Raw genomic sequence first — 22663 nt, 5'->3', positions numbered from 1 at the left:
CGTGAGGAAAGAAAAAAGCAAGCAACTAAAACCAATTGACACTCCAGTTTATCGCTATTGGTCAGCATTGTATATGTCTTTTTATTCACGACGCCTTTATGTGGATGTTGGAAAACGTTGGCGAGGGCTTGGTATTCTCTATCTCTTGTTAATTATAGCTTTATTATCAATTCCTTTTGCTTTAAGAATGAGTTTTAGCCTCCATCAGGCGTTTAAAGAACAAATTACTGAGCCTTTATCAAAGATCCCTGTTTTTTATATACAAAATGGGGAGGTTTCTTTTAATAAGCCCATGCCTTATTTGATCAAGAATGATCAAGGACAAGTGGTTATTATTGTTGACACAACAGGAGAAATCAATGATTTTCCTTCGAAATATCCTTACCTCACGATTTTGGTAAACAAAAATGAAATTTCACTTAAGGTGCCCAGTTTGAAACTTTTTAATATGGCAGAAACAAAGCCGAGTAAAGGCACTCCATTTGTTCAAACTTTTGATAAAGGAACTAATCTAGTATTTGATGGCAAAAAAATTGCAGAAGAAGATTCAATTAAAAATCTAAGATTTTACTCAGAACTCATGATTTATCCTATGGTTGTAGCTATGTTATTTTCAATTTTCATAATTCTATTCCTGGTTTTAGCTTTTTTAGGACAAGTTTTTTCAACCATATTTTTTTCTTTTAGTGTAACCTTTGCCCAATCAAGCCGGCTTTTAGCGGTTGCTGGAACCCCTATGTTATTACTACTACTTGTCATGCTCACACTCAATTCAATTTTTATGGGTTCTGGTTACATTTTATTCGCGTTGCTTATTTTTTATTACAGCTTTGCACTTTATTCCCTACGCGCAGAAAGCAGACGAGTTGCCATTTTATAAGAAATTGTGTTTTTTAAGGCAATTTTCGTGGAGGTGGAATTAAACCGCTTATGGAATTAATGAAATGGAGGATATGCACGTGGTGACCTTATGAAAGAGTTGATTCATTTTGCACATGGGAATGGCTTCCCGGCTTTATGTTATAAACAAATGCTGGAGCAACTCGAGGAAGAGTTCGATTATTGTTATATTGATAAGATTGGTCATGACTCTTTGTTTCCGGTTGGTGAAAACTGGCATAATCTGGTTTTAGAAGTCATCGCCAGTATTAAAAAACAGGCCGATCGTCCTGTTGTAGCAGTTGGGCATTCATTAGGTGGCATTCTAAGCTTATTAGCAGCAGCTGAACAACCTGAATTATTTAAAGCGGTAATTATGTTGGATTCACCCTTAATTGGTACTTTTAAATCAAGCATGGTTCGTTTGGCAAAAGCTCTGGGTATTATTGATCGGGTGACGCCGGCGTTTAGAACCCGAAGTCGGCGCATATATTGGAAAGATCATGAGCAATTAATGAGTTATTTAAAGACGCGAGAGTTATTTAAGACCTTTACTGATGCCTGCTTAAATGATTATATTACCTACGGTTTAGAGTATAAAGATGACGGTTATCATCTGCGATTTGATAGACACATTGAGTATCAAATTTATCGAACTATCCCACACGTCATTCCAAACTATGAAGGTAAGTTATTAATTCCTGCAGCATTAATTTATGGTGACAAAAGTACTGTGGTTGGTAAAATGGATGTGCGCTACATGAAAAAATATTTTAATGTAACAAGTCATAAAACCAAAGGGACCCATTTATTTCCTATGGAACACCCGGAAGTTGTGGCAAAGCAGATTATAAAAATTGTGTCTGGTTTATACTTAAATAGTACGAGTGGTCGAAAGACCTCAATTAATTAAGGAGAATAATGTGCTACACGCTATTTTAGTGCTCATAATCATTGGTGCTGCAGGGATATTGCTTACCAGGCAGGCAGCAGTTTCAGTGTGGGCTATTAGCTTTGCTCTATTTAGTGCTCTTGTTTTCATGTATGGTTCTCCAGGATTGGCGACTCAAATAGTGCTTGTTTTAGTGGAGCTTATTTTAATTGCTGGCTCTATAAAACCTTTAAGACGAATATTATTATCCAAGTATTTTTTTAAAACAGTAAGCAAAGCCATGCCTGCCATGTCCTCAACTGAGAGAGAAGCACTGGAAGCGGGCACTGTAAGTTGGGAAGGTGATTTATTCAGTGGTGCCCCAGACTTTTCTGTACTGAGAAATGCCCCCACGGTTCGTTTGACTGATGAGGAGCAAGCTTTTCTTGATGGTCCTGTAAATACGCTGTGCGGGATGGTCGACGATTGGGATATAACTCATAACCTAACCGATTTACCTCCAGAAATCTGGCAGTTTATTAAGGAAAATCGATTTTTAGGTATGATTATACCGAAACGTTATGGCGGCCTTGAGTTTTCTGCTACCGCACAAATGTCAATTTTAGTAAAAATCTATGGTCGTTCAATCACTGCTGCTACAACTATATCTGTACCTAATTCTCTGGGACCAGGCGAGTTGTTGCTTAAATATGGAACAGAAGAACAGAAAAATTATTATTTGCCACGCTTGGCTGATGGACGGGAAATTCCTTGCTTTGCGTTAACTGGGCCCAATGCAGGCTCTGATGCCGCATCAATTCCTGACAAAGGTATAGTATGTCATCAAGAAATTAATGGTGAAAAGATATTAGGTATCCGCTTAAATTGGGATAAGCGCTACATTACTTTATGCCCAGTAGCCACAGTAATTGGATTGGCTTTCAGATTATTTGACCCGGATAATTTATTAGGTAAAGGTGAGGATGTAGGCATTAGTTGTGCATTAATACCGGCAAACACCCCAGGGATTACCAAAGGTCGTCGTCATTTCCCATTAAATACCGGATTTTTAAATGGCCCAACTCAAGGGAAGAATGTTTTTATTCCCATGGACTACCTGATCGGTGGTGTAGCTATGGCAGGTTGTGGCTGGCGCATGTTAATGGAGTGTTTAAGCGCTGGCAGAGCCATCTCTTTACCTTCAAGTGCTAACGGAGGTGCTCAGGCTGCTGCTTTGGCTTCTGGAGCTTATGCACGTGTTCGTAAACAATTCAATCAACCAATTGGAAAGTTTGAGGGAATTGAAGAACCCTTAGCCAGGATTGCAGCGAATACTTATGTCATTGATGCTGCTGTAACAATGGCTGCGGCAGCCATTGATAATGGAGCCAAGCCTTCTGTAGTGGGTGCTGTATTAAAATACCACACTACGGAACTCGCAAGACAGATATCCGTTGACTCTATGGATATTCATGGGGGAAAAGGTATTTGTCTTGGTCCTAATAATTATATGGGTAGAGGATATCAAGGATCTCCTATTGCAATTACCGTTGAAGGAGCGAATATACTCACTCGGAGTTTAATTATTTTTGGCCAGGGAGCAATTCGATGTCATCCATATGTATTTAGGGAGCTTGAAAGTATCAGAAACAATAATCTTGTTGAATTTGATAAGGCATTTTTTTCTCATGCAGGATTTATCATTGCCAACTTTACGAAGTCAGTTATTTTTGCTTGGACCGATGCATACTTGTCCAAAGCACCAGTAAGTAGCGTAAAGCGTTATTATCAACTTATACATAAATACAGCGCTAATTTGGCGTTTCTTGCTGATTTCTCCATGACTGTTCTAGGGGGTGACTTAAAACGTAAAGAAAAATTATCTTCACGTCTTGGGGACATGCTTAGTTCATTGTATTTGATTTCAGCAGTCTTGAAACGTTTTCACGAAGATGGTGAACCCAAAGCTGATTTACCTTTGGTTGATTGGAGCTGCCAACAACTATTGTATGAATGCGAGACGGCAATGCATGGTGTTATTGTCAATTTTCCAGTACGCTGGGCACGAATTGTTTTACGCTTGATTATTAAACCTTTTGGTAATCGAAGAAATAAACCAAATGATCAGCTAGGTCATAAGTTAGCCAGGATTCTAATTGAACCTGGTGAAGCCCGTATGCGCCTTACTCGTTTAGTTTATAGTAGAGCCGGAGACAATTGTCCTTTAGGTCGTCTGGAGGAGGCTTTCCATAAGATTTGTGCTGTTGATGAGATAGAAAGAAAAGTAATGCGTGCGGTAAAAGATAATGTTTTAAAATCACTTACTCTGCTGGAACAAATCAATGAAGCTTTGGATTGTGGTTTGCTAACTGATAAAGAAGCCAAGCAATTAAAAGAAGCGGAATTGGCACGACAGGATGTGATTAAGGTAGATGATTTTAATGATGAGGATTTGCGTCGCCCTGCATCAATAAAAGCTGCCGGTACTAAAAAGGTTGTTGTTAATAAAGACGATGTGGAATCAGAAATGATTTGATTTGACTCCAAGTACAACATAACTCTATAAGTATTTTTCATAACCCGGGACCAGATATTAACCCCCCGGGTTTTTCTTTTACTGCTCTCTGCCAGCTGTTATGTAATTTAGCCCTGATGAGGACGGACATTAATTATCTGTTTCTTACCTCGTGGCCAGTATAGTGGGTTGCTTCGTGTTACTGATATCCATTTACCTTTGCTGATTCGTTCAATCAAGTTTCCCGATTAAGCTACATTAATGGAGCAGTTAGTTTTGTACCTTAAACTTTCTATATTTTTGGCAAAAGTAACGCATTGATTAGTAAATTATTTTTGAATAAATTGTGCCTTGGATAAATACGTCATTTCAATATAATCTTTCTAAGAAAGTCTCTAGGCGTTTTCTTTAATATCATCTGGCATAGTGATGTTTAATTCGAGCACCGAGTTATCTCCCATGCGTTCAAGATTCACACTGACTTGATCACGTGTGACGTGTACGTATTTAGCAATAACAGTAAGAATTTCTTCCTGAAGTTTGGGTAGGTAGTCAGGTGTGCTACGTTGGGAGCGTTCGTGAGAAATTATTATCTGTAAACGTTCTTTAGCAACTGATGCTGTAGCACTCCTTCTGCGCAGGTAATTGAAAATACTCATACCGTCACTTCCTCCTTATTTTTGCTGAATAAGCGACGCAGCAACCCTTTACGATCATTATTTATGAAGCGCATAGGCCTCTCTTCACCGAGAAATCGAGCAATTGCATCTTGATAAGCAATACCGGCGTCACTTGTTTCATCAAGTACTACTGGTATACCTGTATTTGAAGCTTTAAGTACAGATTTTGATTCTGGAATAACGCCAATTAATGGAATGGCTAATATTTCCTTTACGTCAGTAACAGAAAGCATGTCACCACGCTCAACGCGCTCTGGGTCGTAACGTGTTAATAACAAATGTTCTTGAACTGGTTCTTGATTTTCGATGGCTCTTTTAGTCTTGCTTGCGAGTATTCCAAGTATGCGATCAGAGTCGCGTACAGAGGAAACCTCTGGATTAGTCACAACAATGGCATGATCAGCAAAATACATAGCCATTAATGCACCAGTTTCAATTCCAGCAGGTGAATCACAAATAATAAAATCAAAATCCTTTGCAAGATCGTTAAGGACTCTTTCAACACCTTCAATAGTTAATGCATCTTTATCTCGGGTTTGTGATGCAGGAAGTATAAAGAGGTTTGCAATACGCTTATCTTTAATTAAAGCCTGATTTAGGCTTGCTTCCTTATTAACAACATTAATAAAGTCATAAACAACCCGACGTTCACAGCCCATGATAATATCGAGGTTTCTTAAACCGATATCAAAGTCAATGACGACGGTTTTGTGCCCCAATAGGGCGAGGCCAGAAGAAATAGCTGCAGAAGAAGTAGTTTTTCCTACTCCGCCTTTACCCGATGTAATTACAATTATTTTAGCCAACGCTGAACCCTTCCTATTATTTTTGATTCAACACAATATTTAAACAACAGTGTACACGTTAATTGATAAATAATTCAAGTGGTGCAATAGCTATCTGTGGAAAAACATTTTTTAAAATTAAGGGAAAATCTAAAGACAATTGTTTCACTTTTTATTGCCTTATAAATACTGTAAATTTTAAATTATTAGGTTAAATAATATTAAAAGTATTCTGATTTCAATGAAAAATGAGGGAACTTTGATAAAAAAGGACCAATAAGGCCTATAATTACAAAGATATAAAGAACTATTTTTGTTTTTTGTAAATTATCTGTTTAATTTGTTCGCAATTTATAGTAAACTATTCTGTTAATTTAATCCTGTAACGAGAATAAAATGGCTCTTTCTATCGTGCAGCAATCACTAACTTTTGATGATGTTCTTCTTATTCCTGCACACTCTTTAATATTACCTAAAGATGTATCTTTAAAAACAAAATTAACTCGCGCAATTAGCTTGAACATTCCTCTTGTATCAGCAGCTATGGATACTGTGACCGAGGCTCGCTTAGCCATAGCTTTAGCGCAAGAGGGGGGTATTGGTATTATTCATAAGAATATGAAAATTATGGCGCAAGCTGATGAAGTCAGAAAAGTGAAAAAGTTTGAAAGTGGTATGGTGAAAGACCCGATTACAGTGACTCCTAATATCACAGTGAAAGAATTGCTCGACGTAATGACCAAATATAGTATCTCGGGAGTTCCTGTAGTTGATGGTGAAAATTTAGTCGGTATTGTAACCAGTCGAGATATTCGTTTTGAAACCAATTTATCTTTGAGTGTTGAGCAAGTAATGACTCCTAAGACAAAATTAGTCACTGTGAGGGAGGGATCAAGTCGTGAAGAGATACGCAGCTTATTGCATAAGCATCGTATAGAAAAGTTGCTTGTAGTTAATGATGCGTTTCAATTACGTGGATTGATCACAGTTAAGGACATACAAAAAGCCAAGGAAAATCCTTATGCATGTAAAGATGCTGCAGAACAGTTGAGAGTTGGTGCGGCTGTTGGTGTAGGCGAGGGTACTGATGAGCGTATTGAAGCATTAATTGAGGCGGGTGCTGATGTGCTTGTTGTTGATACGGCACACGGACACTCACAAGGCGTACTCGATCGCGTAAAATGGATTAAGAAATATCATCCGGATATAGAAGTGATTGGAGGAAATATAGCTACAGCTGCCGCAGCTCGAGATTTATATGCGGCGGGTGCAGATGCAGTAAAAGTAGGTATAGGTCCTGGTTCTATTTGTACTACGCGGATTGTAACCGGTGTTGGTGTTCCTCAAATTACTGCGATTGCGAATGTGACACAAGAACTTAAAGGGAAAATTCCAGTAATTGCTGATGGCGGCATACGTTTTTCTGGTGATGTGTGTAAAGCGCTTGCTGCTGGTGCAGATACTGTAATGCTTGGAGGTATGTTTGCAGGTACAGAAGAGTCTCCAGGTGAAATTGAATTATATCAAGGCAGAACCTATAAAAGCTATCGAGGGATGGGATCAATTGGGGCTATGGCTTCATCACAAGGGTCTAGTGACCGTTATTTTCAGGATGCATCATTAGGCTCTGAAAAATTAGTTCCAGAAGGAATTGAAGGACGCGTTCCTTACAAAGGATTGGCGCAAACAATTATTCATCAGTTGTTAGGTGGTTTGCGTTCATGTATGGGATACACAGGATGTGAAAATATCGAACAATTACATACTAAGACTGAATTTGTACAAGTGACTAATGCAGGAGTGAGGGAGTCACATGTTCATGATGTAAGTATTACAAAACAGGCACCAAACTATCAGGTTGATAATTAATAATGAGTGATTTAAAACAACATCCTTTGCTGATCCTTGATTTTGGCTCTCAATACACACAACTGATTGCACGACGTGTGCGTGAACTAGGTGTTTATTGCGAAATCCATCCCTTTAATATGACACAAGAACAATTTGCTGCTTTAAATCCTTGTGGCATTATTTTATCTGGCGGTCCAGCGACCGTAACCCACGATGAGAATCCACGAGCACCTCAATGGCTGTTTAGTAGTGGCCTTCCTATTTTGGGTATTTGTTATGGAATGCAAACCATGGCAGTGCAATTAGGTGGTGAAGTACAGTCATCCTCTGTTAGAGAGTTTGGTTATGCTGAATTGAAATTACATGGTCACAGCAAACTATTTTCACAAATTGAGGATCGACTCAATTCTGATGGAAATGCTTTATTGGATGTTTGGATGAGCCATGGAGATAAAGTAACGAAATTACCTCTCGGTTTTAAGGTCATTTGTGAGACACGTAATGCCCCGATTGCTGGGATGGCTGATGAAAGTCGTCACATGTATGGAGTACAATTTCATCCGGAGGTAACGCATACTCTACAAGGGATGCGCATTTTATACCGTTTCGTTGTCGATATCTGTAAAGCGTCGACTAATTGGACGTCTGAACTCATTATTGATGAAGCAATTAATAAAATCAGAGCTCGTATAGGAACTGAGAAGGTTTTACTCGGCTTGTCTGGCGGTGTGGACTCTTCTGTTGTTGCTGCTTTATTACATAAAGCGATTGGCAAACAGTTGGTTTGTGTTTTTGTAGATACTGGCTTGTTGCGTTTTAATGAAGCAAGTGAAGTTATGGAAATGTTTGGCAAGCACATGGGTATTGAAGTTATTTCAGTTCAAGCAGAAGAGAAGTTTTTGCATGCACTTAAAGGGGTTACCTGTCCTGAAGAAAAGAGAAAAATTATTGGGCGTACTTTTATTGAAGTATTTGATGAGGAAGCATTAAAAATTCCTGGAGTTTCTTGGTTGGCTCAAGGAACAATTTATCCGGATGTTATTGAGTCAGCAGCAACGAGTACGAATGGTGCTTCAGTCGTCATTAAGTCCCATCATAATGTGGGTGGTTTGCCAGAAACATTGAACCTGGGTTTATTAGAGCCTATTCGTGAATTATTTAAGGACGAAGTTCGTAAAATAGGACTTGAGTTAGGTTTGCCTCACGATATGGTCTATCGTCATCCGTTTCCTGGGCCAGGCTTGGGTGTGCGAATTTTAGCGGAAGTTAAAAAGGAATATGCTGATATTTTACGTCAAGCTGATGTTATTTTTATTGATGAATTAAGAAAAGCCGATCTTTATCATAAGGTCAGCCAAGCTTTTGCCGTATTTTTACCCGTTAAAAGTGTTGGTGTGATGGGTGATGGGCGTAAATACGATTATGTGATTTGTCTTCGTGCTGTTGAGACGATTGATTTTATGACAGCGCATTGGTCACAATTGCCTTGGGATTTCCTAGGCCATGTATCCAATCGAATTATTAATGAAGTACAGGGCGTATCTCGCGTCACTTACGATATTTCAGGTAAACCTCCTGCTACGATTGAATGGGAGTAATTGAATTGTGCTGGGTGAAGGCGAAGCCATACCCAGGAAGTCTGTGATTTCAGGTTTTACATTACCTTCATTCAAAAGGTTTTAAGATTTATAGCTAATAATGAATGATTATTATTGGATGCAAAAGGCATACGAAGAGGCCATTCTTGCCCAAGAGGAAGGGGAGGTTCCTGTAGGCGCCGTATTGGTAAGCAAAGACAATCAGTTATTAGGTTTAGGACGCAATTTTATCCAAAAAAGTCACGATCCATCGGGTCATGCAGAGGTTCGTGCAATTAGACAGGCATCGCAACAACTAAAAAATCATCGCCTATTAGATACAACACTCTATGTGACTCTTGAGCCATGCGCTATGTGTGCTGGACTTATTGTGCATGCACGAATTAAAAGACTGGTTTTTGCTACTAGAGATTTTAAAGCAGGTGCTGCAGGCTCTGTCTATAATTTATTACAAGGTTATCCCTTAAATCATAAAGTTCAAATTGATGAGGGAATAATGCAAGCGGAATGTTCTCTTTTACTTACTGATTTTTTCCAAATGTGTCGATAATTACTGTTCATTTTGAAGTGATTTGCAATTCGTGGATTAGCTTTTGTTTTAAAACTTTCTTTTCTTCACTAGCTAATGACTGATTTTGTTGATTTGTAATGTAAAATGTATCCTCCGCGCGTTCCCCAGCAGTCACAATTTTTGCGTTATGTAAGTGAATATTTAATGTTGAAAAGACTCTGCCTATTGTTGCCAACAACCCGGGTCTATCTGCAGTGACTAGAAATAAACGGGTATGATGATAAGTTAGGTCGTCATTGTAATGGATTTGAGTTTTGACATTAAAATGTGCTAAAGCACGCGAAAGCCTTTTTCGTGCTACAACGGGAAGTTGTTCAGTTTTTGCCAAGTGAGTACATAGAGCCTGTTGAATATCATGAGAACGTTGTTTATCAAAAAATGCCTGATTTCGCTCATCTAATATAATATAGGTATCTAAATCATATTGATTATCACAGGTAAGAATCATTGCTTCCTGAATGGTGACATTGTGATTACTTAAAACAGTTGTTGCAATAGCAAATCGATCATCTCTGTGAGGCATGTAAATAAAAACTTCAGTACCGCCTTGGCTGTGGTGAGGCATAATTATAACCAGAGGAAATTTAGTGCAGGCAAGTATCGCTTTGGTATGACGTGCTATGATTTCAGGGGACTCATGCAAAAAATATCTTTCTTTGAATTGCTTCCATAAATCCTCTACCGCTTTTGCTGCTACACCTTCCGTAACCAATAGAGATAATGCATAGTGTTTGCGTGCTTTAATGAGTGCTGTTTCATCTATTAATTCTTGTTCTTTATGTAACATATGTTTTGCAGCACGATATAGCTCTTTCAGTAGAGAGTCTTTCCAGGAGTTCCATAAAGTAGGATTGGTACCGCAAATGTCAGCAACAGTTAACAAATACAGATAATCGAGGTAGTAGGGGTGGGGTAAAAGCTGGCAAAAGTTTTTTATAGTATTGGGATCATAAATATCCTGCCTTTGTGCTGTTTGTGACATGATGAGATGATTGCGTACAAGCCAAATAAGTAAATCACTCTCTTCTTTTTCAAGATTGTGATTTTGTGCAAAATAAGATGCTTCAATCGCACCTAATTCTGAATGATCACCGCCTCGTCCTTTAGCAATATCATGAAATAATGCGCTTAAATAAAGCAATTCAGGCTTGTTTAAATTTTGCATTATTTGCGCGCAAAGTGGAAATTGCTCTGCATAATTTTTTTCTTTGAAGCGGGACAAATTACGAATTACGAATAAAGTATGTTGATCTACTGTATAAACATGAAATAAATCATACTGCATTTGTCCGGTTACCGAAGCGAAACATTCAAGATAATGCGCTAGAACACCGTATCGGCTCATTCGATGTAAGGCTTTATAAGGCCCATCCGCTGTTTTAAGAATATTCATAAACAATTCCGTTGTTTCTAAAGATGCTTTAAAACGTTTATTCATTAGATAGAGCGATTCCCTAATTAATCGGATAGTATTTGCTCGAACGCCTTCAATATCAGGCCGTTTTGCTATCCAAAGAAACAGTTTTAATAATGCCTGGGGATGGTGAATGAACACACGAGTATTTTTTACTTCAATGTAATTGTTGGATAACTGAAATTCATTATCCAGATGAAATAGCTTTTGCTTTGGGGAGTGAGCAATGGTTTCATCAAACCATTGCAATAACATTTCATTGAGCTCTCTATTACGTTTAATTACTTTAAAGTAATCCTTCATGAATTGTTCTATGGCTAATGAGTGGGGTTTATCTTTATAACCAAAAAACTGAGCCAGTTTGATTTGGTAATCAAAGGATAAACGTTCTTCTGCTTTTTCAGCTAATACATGCAAAGCAAAACGCACACGCCAGAGAAAATGCTGACAATAAGTAAGTTTTTCATATTCTTTATCAGTAATGAATCCATAGTTTATGCCATCAGCCAGTTTTTTAATATTAAAATGGCGTTTGCCAATACTGAGCAGAATCTGCAAATCGCGCAGGCCGCCGGGACCATATTTGACATTGGGCTCCAAGTTATAAGCTGTTTCACCGTACTTAGCATCACGTTTCTTTTGCTCTTGGAGTTTCGCTAAAAAGTAATCTTGGCTGCTCCACATGTGTAAGGGATGGATTTGATAAATTAATTCTTCCATTAATGCACCGCGGCCACATAATAAAAACATATCCATGAGACTGGAAATTACTGTGACATCTTGACTCGCAAGTTCAGCACAAGACGAAACACTCGTGATTTGATGACTGAGATCCAAACCTACATCCCAGCAATTCTGGATAAAGTTTTGTGCGCGATGCAATTGCGATTTAGAGACCTTATCACTATGCAGCAACAATATATCAACATCAGAATAGAGTTGCAGTTCTCGACGTCCATAACTGCCTAGAGCAAGAAGACAAAATGCATCATGATCCAGTTGATTCTTAATAAATAAACGAATAACCAAATCATCAATGTAGGTAACTAATTTACGAATGATGGTGGTAATGTTGGTTTTATAATCGAATTCTTCGCGAAGTTTTTCTTTAAATTGTTTTAGGTTGTTTTTTAGATGTTGCAGTTCCACTGTCATCCCTTTTTTTTCTGAATTCTGCTCCTGGGCAAAGAGATGAGTTTTTGTATGTTTACTTTCTTTCTTCATCGCGCAGAGTCAAAATTTCCACGCCATCATCGGTAACCAATAAGGTATGCTCCCATTGGGCTGAAAGGCTATGATCTTTAGTGACTACAGTCCATTGATCAGGCAATAAGCGAGTTTGGTGTTTTCCAACGTTGATCATAGGTTCTATAGTAAAGGTCATCCCTGGTTCCAATTTCATTCCTGTTCCGGGTATTCCATAATGCAATACTTGAGGATCTTCATGGAAGATACGACCTATACCATGACCACAATAATCACGGACAACCGAGCAACGATTTTTTTCTGCATGCTGTTGTATAGCATAACCTATATCACCTAACTGGACTCCGGGTTTTACCATGTCAATTCCAATAAACAAACACTCCTGAGCCACCTGAACTACATGTTTTGCTTTAACTGAGGGAGCCCCAATAATGAACATTTTACTGGTATCACCATGATAGTCGTTTTTTATTACAGTGACATCAATATTAATTATGTCCCCATCTTTTAAAACCTTTTTTCCCGGGATCCCATGACAGACTACATGATTTACTGAGGTACAAATGGACTTTGGGAAGCCATTATAATTTAAAGGGGCGGGTATCGCTTTTTGTGTATTCACAATGTAGTTATGACAAATAGTATTCAATTCGTCTGTGGTGATACCTTCGTGTACATGAGGACCGATCATCTCAAGAACTTCAGCAGCAAGTTTGCCAGCAACACGCATTTTCTCGATTTCGTCAGGGGTTTTTATAGTAACTGCCATATGAATCCAAAAGTGTTTGATTGTCCAATATATTTTGTTCCAATATATATAGTGTAGGTTAAATAAGAGCTGTATGTCATTTTGGAACGAAAAGCATATTAGCATAATTGATTATGCATGTCACCGAATCCCAGTTTTAGTCTGGCTTTGATTTTATTGATGAGTACACTTGATGCAAAACAACTTTGCATCAAGTGTATTTATTAATTATTTATAAATAAGAATCAGGTCGCATTCGGATTGCTACCAATGTGTCTGCGATTTTCTCTTTGTTCTAACATTGTATCTTCAATTTCTGATTCTTGTTTAGCAGTTAAATACATGTGCTTATACCAAAAAGAACCGTATTTTGTGTGGTGTTTAGGATCATATTTCTGCGCACTTTTTCCACTCACAATTTCGGGTTCTACTGCAGTCGGATATTTTCCATTATGATTTGGGATATAAGCTAAAAAAAAATCATCCGTTTTAGGTGGTGTATTCAGATAGATAGTAAATTCTTTTAAATCAATATGTTTTTTACGCCCTGTATTGTTACGTAAAGCATCCTTAACTAAATCTTGTAGTTCTATGACAGTTTCCCTTTGCGGATCCACAAAACAATCTTTTATCCTTGCTCCTATATCCACTTTTCTAAAAACCATGCCAACAGGAATTGATAGATAAATCATAAAACCTCCATCTTAGATCAAATAATCACTCGAGTGTAACATAGGTACTCAGAATTTCTGTTTATTTATCATAGAATTTTGGTGCACTTACTTTCATTTCGAGTACTATACTTTATTAAAACTGGCCCCTTAACTCCAGGAAAGAAAATGAAACTCCGCAAACGTGTTTTAATATCTACCTTATGTTTCCTGCTAAGTACTTCTGCTTTTGCTTTTGAGGGGCATGGGGGCGGTTATCATGGTGCGCTTCAAAATACTGAGTATCATAATAATGGATACAATAATGGGCATTATAACAACTACCATGGTAATTATTACAATAACGAATGGTATGGAGGGAGTGTAAATGTGAATGCCTGGAATGATGGTATTTGGTATGATGATAATTTAAATGATAATAGTAATGTAGTTCTTGGGGTACCTAATGAAGGGTATTATGATCCTTCATGCCAAACAATAGATGATTGTAGCTCAGGTACTTGTGTTCTGGTAAATACTTGTGATCAAGAATAAGTTTATGCATAAAAAAATATATCAATGGGCAGTAGTAGGGGCCGGTCCTTCTGGGATCGCAGCAGTGGGCAAACTAATGGATAATGGTATTTTGTCAGAGGATATTTTATGGTTTGATCCTCATTTTAAGGTTGGAGATTTTGGTCTTTATTGGCGTAATGTTTCAAGTAATACTAAGGTCAAATACTTTAAAGATTTTTTATCAGCAGTTCGTTCTTTTCATTATCAAGAGGCTCCAATTGATTTTCAATTAAATCATTTGCCCCTAGATGAAACATGTTCTTTGAGTTACATGGCAGAACCCTTGCAGTGGATTACAGAAAGTTTTTTACAAAAAGTCCACGCAGTAAAAACAACCATTCACAATATGTTTTTATCTAAGCGCGTATGGTCTTTAAGTTCTGGTTCACAAACCTACCACGCTAAAAATGTAATATTAGCTACAGGTGCATTGCCGTTAACATTAAATTACCCTGGTGTTGATGTAATTCCTTTTGATACGGCAATTGATAAGGAAAAATTGTCTGCTGTTATTCAACGTGATGAAACTTATGGAGTATTTGGTGCTTCTCATTCTGCAATCATTATTTTAAAGCATCTAGTAGAATTGGATGTAAAAAAGATCATTAATTTTTATCGTTCACCTTGTTGTTACGCTATTGAGATGGATGATTGGATTCTTTTTGATAATACTGGGCTAAAGGGGCAGAGTGCAGCTTGGGCCAGAGAACACATCGATGGAGTTTTACCCTCTAATCTTGTTCGTTACAATGTTAGTGAGCTGAATATCGCGCGGTTTTTGCCTGAATGTGACCAAATAATTTATGCGGTAGGTTTTGAGCAACGTAAAAATATTGTTATTGGTGATTACGAGCATGTGCGTCATAATCCCTATGTTGGTATTATTGGTCCTGGGCTTTTTGGTTTAGGCATTGCCTACCCAGAAACCAAGGCTGATGTCTATGGTAATGTGGAGTCTCAGGTAGGCTTATGGAAGTTTATGGTTTACCTCAATAAAGTGATGCCAATCTGGCTTAAGTATCCAACTTAATTCTGCTTTGAGCTCTTGGGATATTAAGAGGAACATTATCCCGAGGGCCTTAATTACAAACGTATCGTTTTAAAATGAAGGAAAAATACTTTTCAACCTAAGTAACACCTACTAAAATGAGTCTCTTTTTAACTTAAAAAAATAATAATGCAAAGGATAGATATATTATTCTTGTTTTTAGCGGGACTATTTGTTTTTAGTTGGTCTAAAAATGCAGAATGTGCACTTGAACGTGATTTTCAAACTTGGCTTAATGTTACAACCATTGGGAAGACTCACAGTAAAGATAAAATAGTAAGTCGCATACGATATTGGTTAGAAACGCAAGAACGTATAGGTGAGGATAGCAGTCGTTTCTCACAGATATTATTACGTCCGGGATTAGGCTTTGCGTTAACAGGTAATCTTAGTATTTGGCTTGGATATGCTTGGATATATACAGGTAAACCCAATACTTCAAATCCATTTGAGGAAAATCGAATTTGGCAACAACTTCTATGGGTTAAAACCAATCGATATCTGACATTTACCTGCCGAACACGCACAGAACAGCGATTTCTAGAGAATAGTCCTAAAACAGCTTATCGATTTAGAGAGCTTATTAAAATTTCGGTACCACTCAAACAATATACTCGATTTAGTTTTGTCACGAGCGATGAACTGTTTCTTCATAAGAATAATTTTGTGGGGACAAACAGCCGTGGTTTTGATCAAAACCGATTTTTTGTAGGTTTGGGCTATAAAATAAATCCAACAATTACTACTGAAATTGGTTATATGAATCAATACATTAGACGTTTTGGGGTCCCTGACTTTTTAGCCAATATTGCATCAATAAACTTTTTTATGAATTTCTAAAAGAGTGAGTTTTCAAGATGAACTTAAGTGAAAAAATTGCAAGTTATTATTTTGAGTATCATCCTGAAAAGCATCCACTAAAGTAGGTTATTTAATCCTCGTAGTCGTTTTTTAAGTACAAAGCTTATTTTTCTTTATTATGAATCATCAATGGCTTAATAAAGCTCACTTGAGTGGAATAGGTCATCGGGATTTTTTCCTCATCAAGTGCTTTTTTAATCATCGTGAGTACTTCATCAAGTGAGCGGCGTTGCTGGCTGGGCTCGGGGTTTGTCCACCAATATATCGCAAAGTCAATGCCATTAGAAGAAAAAGAAACCACATAGACTTGAATGTACTTATCTTTAGAAACTGTTTTACATTGTTCCATAGCCTTTTTAATGACTGAACGAGCTTTTTCTACATCGGTATCAAAATTAATACTGCAAACAATTTTTTCACGTCTGAGCGAAGTATCAGTAAATACCCGTACTATACTGGTATACATTTTAGAGTTCGGAATGAATACCCGTGAACCGTCCGTTTTACGTAAATGAGTATTTTGAACAGAAATATGATGAACATAGCCTTGAGTATCTCCTTGTTGTGACTCGATCTCAATAAAATCGCCAATGCTAAAAGGTTCTCTGAGCAGGATCAAAATGCCAATAAAAAAATTTTCAAAAACATTTTTGAATGCAAAGCCGATCGCGACAGAGGTTAATCCTAAAGTTGCCAGAATATTTGCAGTTGTTATTGAGGGAATCAGTATGGCTGAAATAATTAATATTCCTAAAAACCAGACTATGATAATGGTTAGCTTATGAAAAATTATTACTAAATTGGCACGAATTGCTATTCTCGGTAAAAGCGAACTCACTAGTCGACTAATTAGCTTTGCGAGAAAATAAGTAATAATGGAAAAAAAAATGGCAATAATGATATTGGGAGTAAGCGCAATAAAGTTTTGCGCAAATTTATTTAGAGTTTTTAGAATAAGCTCTAAATAGTTCATGTTGAATTTCCTTATTCTACTTCGGCTATTTATTGAAGAGATTATTTATTTGCCGATAATAAAAGATTTCGAAATGGATCTATATGCAGTGTAGCAAAAAAACTCGAAAGAAAGTAATAAGCACGATCCAGACACAGGTAAACGCATCTAAATTATGAATGCAAAAAACATCACTTTGCCTGCTCGCCAGCGCTGTGAGCGGGATTTATGCAGTCTCACATCAAAAGCAGTGCTGGTCTACGCGCATAAAGTGCGTAACGTAGGCATTTTGATTTATATTGGCCCATTAGATGCATTTACTCTGCCACAAAAGTATTTTTTAGCAACTCTGTACATACATCGTCAATAAGACCACTTTAAACTGGTGAATAATAAATAATCAATGTGAGTTGAAAGAAATAATAAATAACATATAATGAACATCTAATTAAATTAATTATAGAGGTGATATGCCAATAATTACGAACAGCAATGGTCATGGGCTTAGTCAGGAAAATTCTAATTTTATGGAAAAATATGAAGTTGCAAAAAAAGTTTCAGTTCCAGCCACACAACAAATCATTCGGCCTAATCAAATAGTTAAACTATTAAAATCCCCGTCTCGCCAAAAAGAAGCAGAAAAAGCTTTTTTATATGCATTTGCAGATATAGAAAAACAAGCGGTATTCGATTTTATTAAAACCTTGCAAGACTTACCTTTAGAAACTCCGGATCCTGAAACCGCTGCAATAATTCATCAATGGTATGTCTCAGCTGGCATGCAAAATAAAAAGGAGTTTCCAATGACTGATACAGAGTATCAGCATTATAAATCTGCAAACATTGCTCGTATTATCACTACTCATCTTTCCCCTCAACAGAAGGAAAAATTGAAAGGAAAAGCTCTTCTTGATATAGGTGCTGGCGATTGTGCAATGACTTATTTGGTAAGCACACATTTAAAGATGGAAGGAAATGCGGTTGATATTCAAACTGAGATTGACTGGGGTGGTGAAAATAGTAGCGATAAAAAAAGAAAAAATCATTATATGGTACAACTTCATAACTATTATGAATATGATGGTAGCGATCTAGTCGGTGCAGTTAAAGGGAAAAAATTTGCGGTTGTTATGTATAATCATTCATTACATCATTTCCCTTCGTTTCAAGCACAGCTCAACAGTTTAAAGCAGGCAAGTCAAATTATAGAACCAGGGGGAATACTCTTTTTATCAGAACATGCGAATTGTTTTGATGAGGATATCTTAGATTTATCTCATATTCTATTAAACCTAAGGTATAGTATTGATAAAAAGCAAATTCTTACTCCGGAAGATGCTATGAAGGCTATTTTAAAATTTAAATCCGAATATCAATCTTATTATTTTTCTAAAAATATTCTTGATGTAATCACCAAGCAACTTGGATTTACATTGATGAAAGAGGAAATTCGTTCTCCAACGGATGTAGCAAAAGCAACATTTTTCTGTTTTGTTAAAAAACTCTCAAGAGCTGAGTTAACGTATTCCCCATATTTCTTTGATGAAGATATGGCAAGTAGACTTCATCACCATGTAGAAGACTCAGATCACCAGGATTTACCTCAAAGAAGATATTCTGCGGAATCTTTTAATTAATTACTTGCAATCAAGTAGGGTTAGCCTGTATTGAACCTTGATATAGGCAAAACCCATATGAGCAGAATTTTTACATTAAAGGAACATTAAAATTCATTTCTTAATGTATCTTTGGAAGAGATTACTGATTCCCATACAGAGTGTACAAAGTCAGAATCTTCTAATTCAGGTAGTGTAACTGTTTGGGGCAATGAGGAATTTACATCAGCGAAGTGATTTCTTACAATTTCTCCATGACGCAAGTCTTTTAAATCCGTTATATAAGCAATAATGCGCTCTGCAGGTAAACATTCGATAATTGCTTCATGGATACATTCTTCTGGAATTAAATCTGTATAATCGAGTAAAGAAGATAGCATAATTAGTTTTTCTGCAACTCCTACGACTAATCCATTCTTCCCATTTTCAATTTCTTTATTCTTTAAAAAGCCTGAGAATAAATAATCAAGAACAACAGCTCCTCCATATGTTATTAGGGGTTTTTTTTCCGATAAGTATTTAGTTAATGTCTCAATAGTTACTCTGTCAAAATTACCTCGTGTTGGTAAGCCATCTTCAGGAAAAGTATCATGAATTCTATAATAAGGCATATTACGTTCTATTGTTGATGCTAATCCACCAATGCTTTGTGGTTTTGTGCTAAAAAAATGCAGCGTCACAATACTCATGCCGACACTCCGAATAAATAAATATACTTCAAAAATCAAAAGTAATTAGAGCGTTCGTATTTTTATACGTTACCATAGTATTAATTATAGTCCTTATTTGGCTTAACGTCTTTTGACAGGGTATTCTTGGATCCAACTTTACTTCTTAGACAAGTTCGTCATGAGTCGATAGCAATCGTATGTGGGGAAAAGCCCAGCAAACAAGGTTTCATTTTACATTGAATTATTATTAGGCGATTAAAATGGATAGAGAAAAAAACTGGTAGATTAAATCATAGAAAAGCACCAATTGATCCACATGAAAATTGTGAACACCTCTTTTTAATACTTAACTCACAGTCTACTTGCGTGTATCGCTTAAATAATTGTTTTTAACATTGTGATAAAGCTTTCGGATGCACTAAGTTTAAAAAATCTTCACTTCTGATTTTTAGAAGTTGATTATGATTACCGGCATTAAAAACGAACCATTCTTTATGCGCAAGACTATCTGCAAGATAGACATCCATACCATAAAGTTCACCAAACAATGGTATCGCTCCCACTTCACAGTCTGTAAACCTGTCTTGAAATTCAAACTCTTTAGCAATTTCTACATGCTTTGCCTGCGTTTCTCTTTTTAATTGGTCTAAATCCAGACGAATATGGGCTGGAATTGCTACTAGTGCAAATTTTCCATCCAATTTGACAACTATAGATTTAGCAAAACAGTTTCCTTCAATATGTGCGGCTTGTGCACATTGTGACGCTGTATATGCTCTAGAGTGGCTTATAGTCTTATATGCAATATCATGATTATGCATGTATTTTCTAATTGATGGGCTTAACATGGGAGTCTCCTGAAAAAGATCTATTTGATTAATTATAGTTCTTATATATCCCTGACAGGGTGATTTTTGCTGCTTATTTATAAGAAGAACTAAAAAGCTGAATCCACGCTTGCTTGGCAAGGCGTACCGTCGGCGGCAGTCAATAAGAATAGAAATCTCCGATCTCGCAAACGCTGCACTCAAACTGAACGCTGTCAGCATGATCGTGATGAATCGCTCTTTATAATATTCCCCTAAGTTGAAGCTTGAAACTTAAGTTCAACCAATGATTCTGTTAATTACTACTGATATAAACTCACCTAATTATAGGTGTTATTAAAATTTTTTTGCGTCAAAATTATGAAGATTTGATGAGGATGTTTAGATAAAGCAGGCTATTAAGCTCTATGTACTATAATTGATACAAACAATGAAACATAAAGGTGTAAATATGAATAGGGACGCAGAGGTATTAGAAATTTATCATCGAGATATAAGTAAAGAAGAAAAAATTCATTTACTTGAAGAAATTGCTCTTGACCTGCGTAATGAAATGGAAGCTCAAGATCAAAATATGCATCCAGAAATTCATAATAAATTAGCTGAAGGCTTGAGACTTGCAACGAATTTTATAAGGGAATTGCATAGTCAAAGTTAAATCTGAGCTTCTATGAAACGGAAATCGTAGACTGCCGGCTGTTAAGCCCAGCGTTTGCCGAATTGATTTTAGTTGCTCCTGCAACAAAAGATAGTTTGTATAAGATACAAGCCCGTTTTGCTTGCAAACAGGAGTTAATTCATTCTTCTGTTTATTCCATTTGATCTCTAGATTGTAATAAATCCTGTAAAGGTTGGGGTAATATCGAGCGAATTTTATGTGTTAGTTGTGCTTCATTTTTTTGCCAAAGCAAACCTAAATAGATAATACCAAAACCGATAACAGTCAGGGCAACAGGGAATAAGGAGCTGAGTTTAAATACCTTGAACGCTAAATATCCTAAATAAAAACAACTACCTAAAGCGCCGAATAGTACAAATACTTTTCTGTTTAAAATAACTCCAATCAAGATCATTAAGAGATTGATACACAGATATATAAATTTAGAAAGCTCATTATCTGAGTGTTGCGCACTAAGTCCTCCCCAAAAAGTCATAACTCCAAATATATAAAGCCAGAAAGCAAAGTCTGCTGAATTTCTTGATCTAACATCCACCCAAAAAGCAATTAATACAGCAATTATGCCAAAATACATAGAAACCATAGCGCTTAGCTCAAAGGTATAATTTTCAGGCGCAAGCATGGAAGTAAGATCCATAGACATGTACCAGAGGGTAACTGCAATTGGCATAATCATAAAGGGGTAGCGATAGATCCAGGCCATTATAATTCCAACGATAAGAGTCCCAAGCTCCATGTAGATCCAGTTCCATGCGATATAGACATGGTAGTCATGGTACACGCTGTTATCTGGCCACCAGCCCATGCCTCGTTGTAATCCATAAATAGCCAGGGGAGTAAGACAGATTACAAAGGTGGCACATATTCCGGCAGGTATTTTATAACCGATATTATGTAACTTATGAGTAAGTGCAACACCCAGAATACAATAGCACACTGAGAGAAATAAAATCCCCCAGCCTCCATACATTTCCCACCCCAAATTCATGAATAATGTCATGGCACCTATAGCAATAAGTCCACCAAAATAATAAAGAACATTAGTTAGATTAAATCCTGGACTTTGCTCGGGAAGATTTTTTATGAATTCAATTAAATCATTAGCTTGTTTTTCTGTGATGATTTTAGCTTCAATTGCCTTATTCATCATATTCCGAGAAATTTTCATCATAACTCCATGAGATGCGGAATTCTTTTTCTAGTAATTAAATTATAGATTAGACCCAGAAAGCAAATGCACAAATCTTACCCTAAATAGTTCTAAACAGCAGTGTTTATAAAATTTTAACTTTATTTTAAATATTAATTTCTTACTCCTTTGATAGCATTAACATGTATCCCCTTACGCCATTATTTCGCAAGAGAAACCTAATTAAGACGAAAATCCTTATCGTCTGCATTAATTTCACATTCTTGGTCAGGGAGTTCTATTTGGAGAGTTATGTTTGTTGGACTCTCTGCTGGTGTTTGGCATTCATCGCACTCGTTCATTGATCTTGATTTGCTTGTAGTTTTCTTTAGTTGGATCGGTGTGTTGAGATGCACTTTGTGCATAGCGAATCCCCTGCGTGATTTTGAATAGATCATTGCGGTTTCAGCTAATTCCCTTTCCAGAGAGCCTATACACCCTATGCTAATTCGTTGAAGAAAAGCAAACAGGGCTAT

At 36.9% G+C, this 22663-nt stretch carries 20 protein-coding genes; 11 read left to right on the top strand and 9 right to left on the bottom strand.

The features are described from left to right. Window position 1 precedes the first annotated feature (1 nt). From Ltuc_RS06615 to Ltuc_RS06605, 3 genes are all read left to right on the top strand, one after another. The gene (locus tag Ltuc_RS06615; RefSeq protein WP_058520504.1) at window positions 2-880 is read left to right on the top strand and encodes a DUF1189 family protein; all 879 of its coding nucleotides are present in this window, start codon (window positions 2-4) and stop codon (window positions 878-880) included. A gap of 90 nt (window positions 881-970) precedes the next feature. Beyond that, window positions 971-1792 carry an alpha/beta fold hydrolase gene (locus Ltuc_RS06610; protein ID WP_058520503.1) on the top strand — a complete coding sequence of 274 codons (822 nt, stop codon included), beginning with the start codon at window positions 971-973 and terminating at the stop codon, window positions 1790-1792. 10 nt (window positions 1793-1802) lie between these two features. Continuing rightward, entirely contained in the window at window positions 1803-4286 is a 2484-nt protein-coding gene (locus Ltuc_RS06605; RefSeq protein ID WP_058520502.1) for an acyl-CoA dehydrogenase, read from the top strand. Window positions 4287-4660: 374 nt separating this feature from the next. Here Ltuc_RS06605 and minE read toward each other — a convergent pair whose 3' ends face one another. Together minE and minD are read right to left on the bottom strand one after the other, a co-directional pair. Further along, entirely contained in the window at window positions 4661-4924 is a 264-nt protein-coding gene (gene minE, locus Ltuc_RS06600; RefSeq protein ID WP_058520501.1) for a cell division topological specificity factor MinE, read from the bottom strand. Next, entirely contained in the window at window positions 4921-5751 is an 831-nt protein-coding gene (gene minD, locus Ltuc_RS06595) for a septum site-determining protein MinD (RefSeq protein ID WP_058520500.1), read from the bottom strand. The genes minE and minD overlap by 4 nt, the downstream gene beginning before the upstream one ends. A gap of 375 nt (window positions 5752-6126) precedes the next feature. Here minD and guaB point away from each other — a divergent pair, with 375 nt between their 5' ends. From guaB to tadA, 3 genes are all read left to right on the top strand, one after another. Further along, window positions 6127-7599: an IMP dehydrogenase gene (gene guaB, locus Ltuc_RS06590; RefSeq protein ID WP_058520499.1), complete on the top strand. Its 1473-nt coding sequence runs from the start codon at window positions 6127-6129 to the stop codon at window positions 7597-7599. 2 nt (window positions 7600-7601) lie between these two features. Continuing rightward, window positions 7602-9179, top strand: coding sequence for a glutamine-hydrolyzing GMP synthase (guaA, locus tag Ltuc_RS06585; RefSeq protein WP_058520498.1), 1578 nt, complete (start codon window positions 7602-7604; stop codon window positions 9177-9179). A gap of 100 nt (window positions 9180-9279) precedes the next feature. Continuing rightward, a complete protein-coding gene (tadA, locus tag Ltuc_RS06580) occupies window positions 9280-9729 on the top strand; it encodes a tRNA adenosine(34) deaminase TadA (RefSeq protein WP_058520497.1) in 450 nt (149 codons plus the stop codon). A 7-nt stretch (window positions 9730-9736) separates the two neighbouring features. Here tadA and glnD read toward each other — a convergent pair whose 3' ends face one another. The 3 genes from glnD to Ltuc_RS06565 form a co-directional block, all read right to left on the bottom strand. Further along, window positions 9737-12319: a [protein-PII] uridylyltransferase gene (glnD, locus tag Ltuc_RS06575; protein WP_193786859.1), complete on the bottom strand. Its 2583-nt coding sequence runs from the start codon at window positions 12317-12319 to the stop codon at window positions 9737-9739. A 52-nt stretch (window positions 12320-12371) separates the two neighbouring features. After that, complete coding sequence (gene map / locus Ltuc_RS06570; protein ID WP_058520495.1) at window positions 12372-13139, bottom strand: type I methionyl aminopeptidase; 768 nt, start codon at window positions 13137-13139, stop codon at window positions 12372-12374. Window positions 13140-13363: 224 nt separating this feature from the next. Then, complete coding sequence (locus tag Ltuc_RS06565) at window positions 13364-13810, bottom strand: hypothetical protein (protein WP_058520494.1); 447 nt, start codon at window positions 13808-13810, stop codon at window positions 13364-13366. Window positions 13811-13957: 147 nt separating this feature from the next. Between Ltuc_RS06565 and Ltuc_RS06560 the strand changes: the two genes are divergently transcribed. The 3 genes from Ltuc_RS06560 to Ltuc_RS06550 all read left to right on the top strand — a co-directional run bounded on the left by Ltuc_RS06560 (window position 13958) and on the right by Ltuc_RS06550 (window position 16232). Next, entirely contained in the window at window positions 13958-14323 is a 366-nt protein-coding gene (locus Ltuc_RS06560; RefSeq protein WP_058520493.1) for a hypothetical protein, read from the top strand. Window positions 14324-14327: 4 nt separating this feature from the next. Then, window positions 14328-15374, top strand: coding sequence for an FAD-dependent oxidoreductase (locus Ltuc_RS06555; protein WP_058520492.1), 1047 nt, complete (start codon window positions 14328-14330; stop codon window positions 15372-15374). Window positions 15375-15521: 147 nt separating this feature from the next. Further along, window positions 15522-16232 (top strand): DUF2490 domain-containing protein, encoded by a 711-nt coding sequence (locus Ltuc_RS06550; protein WP_058520491.1) that lies wholly within the window; start codon window positions 15522-15524, stop codon window positions 16230-16232. Between the two features lie 124 nt (window positions 16233-16356). Here the strand turns inward: Ltuc_RS06550 and Ltuc_RS06545 are convergent, their stop codons facing one another. Then, entirely contained in the window at window positions 16357-17226 is an 870-nt protein-coding gene (locus Ltuc_RS06545) for a mechanosensitive ion channel family protein (protein WP_058520490.1), read from the bottom strand. 506 nt (window positions 17227-17732) lie between these two features. On the opposite strand from Ltuc_RS06545, the gene Ltuc_RS06535 reads away from it, so the two are divergent. Next, entirely contained in the window at window positions 17733-18842 is a 1110-nt protein-coding gene (locus tag Ltuc_RS06535) for a methyltransferase domain-containing protein (RefSeq protein ID WP_133138276.1), read from the top strand. 86 nt (window positions 18843-18928) lie between these two features. Here the strand turns inward: Ltuc_RS06535 and Ltuc_RS06530 are convergent, their stop codons facing one another. Together Ltuc_RS06530 and Ltuc_RS06525 are read right to left on the bottom strand one after the other, a co-directional pair. After that, complete coding sequence (locus tag Ltuc_RS06530; RefSeq protein WP_058520487.1) at window positions 18929-19510, bottom strand: hypothetical protein; 582 nt, start codon at window positions 19508-19510, stop codon at window positions 18929-18931. Window positions 19511-19881: 371 nt separating this feature from the next. Further along, window positions 19882-20340 carry an aminoacyl-tRNA deacylase gene (locus Ltuc_RS06525; RefSeq protein WP_058520486.1) on the bottom strand — a complete coding sequence of 153 codons (459 nt, stop codon included), beginning with the start codon at window positions 20338-20340 and terminating at the stop codon, window positions 19882-19884. Window positions 20341-20770: 430 nt separating this feature from the next. Between Ltuc_RS06525 and Ltuc_RS06520 the strand changes: the two genes are divergently transcribed. Continuing rightward, window positions 20771-20977: a hypothetical protein gene (locus Ltuc_RS06520; protein ID WP_058521627.1), complete on the top strand. Its 207-nt coding sequence runs from the start codon at window positions 20771-20773 to the stop codon at window positions 20975-20977. 151 nt (window positions 20978-21128) lie between these two features. On the opposite strand, the gene Ltuc_RS06515 is transcribed toward Ltuc_RS06520, so the two are convergent. Then, window positions 21129-22166 carry a hypothetical protein gene (locus tag Ltuc_RS06515; protein WP_058520485.1) on the bottom strand — a complete coding sequence of 346 codons (1038 nt, stop codon included), beginning with the start codon at window positions 22164-22166 and terminating at the stop codon, window positions 21129-21131. Window positions 22167-22663 lie beyond the last annotated feature (497 nt).

Source organism: Legionella tucsonensis (genome assembly GCF_001468035.1).
GTDB classification, from domain to species: Bacteria; Pseudomonadota; Gammaproteobacteria; order Legionellales; family Legionellaceae; genus Legionella; species Legionella tucsonensis.
This window is presented reverse-complemented; position numbering and strand designations above follow the sequence as displayed.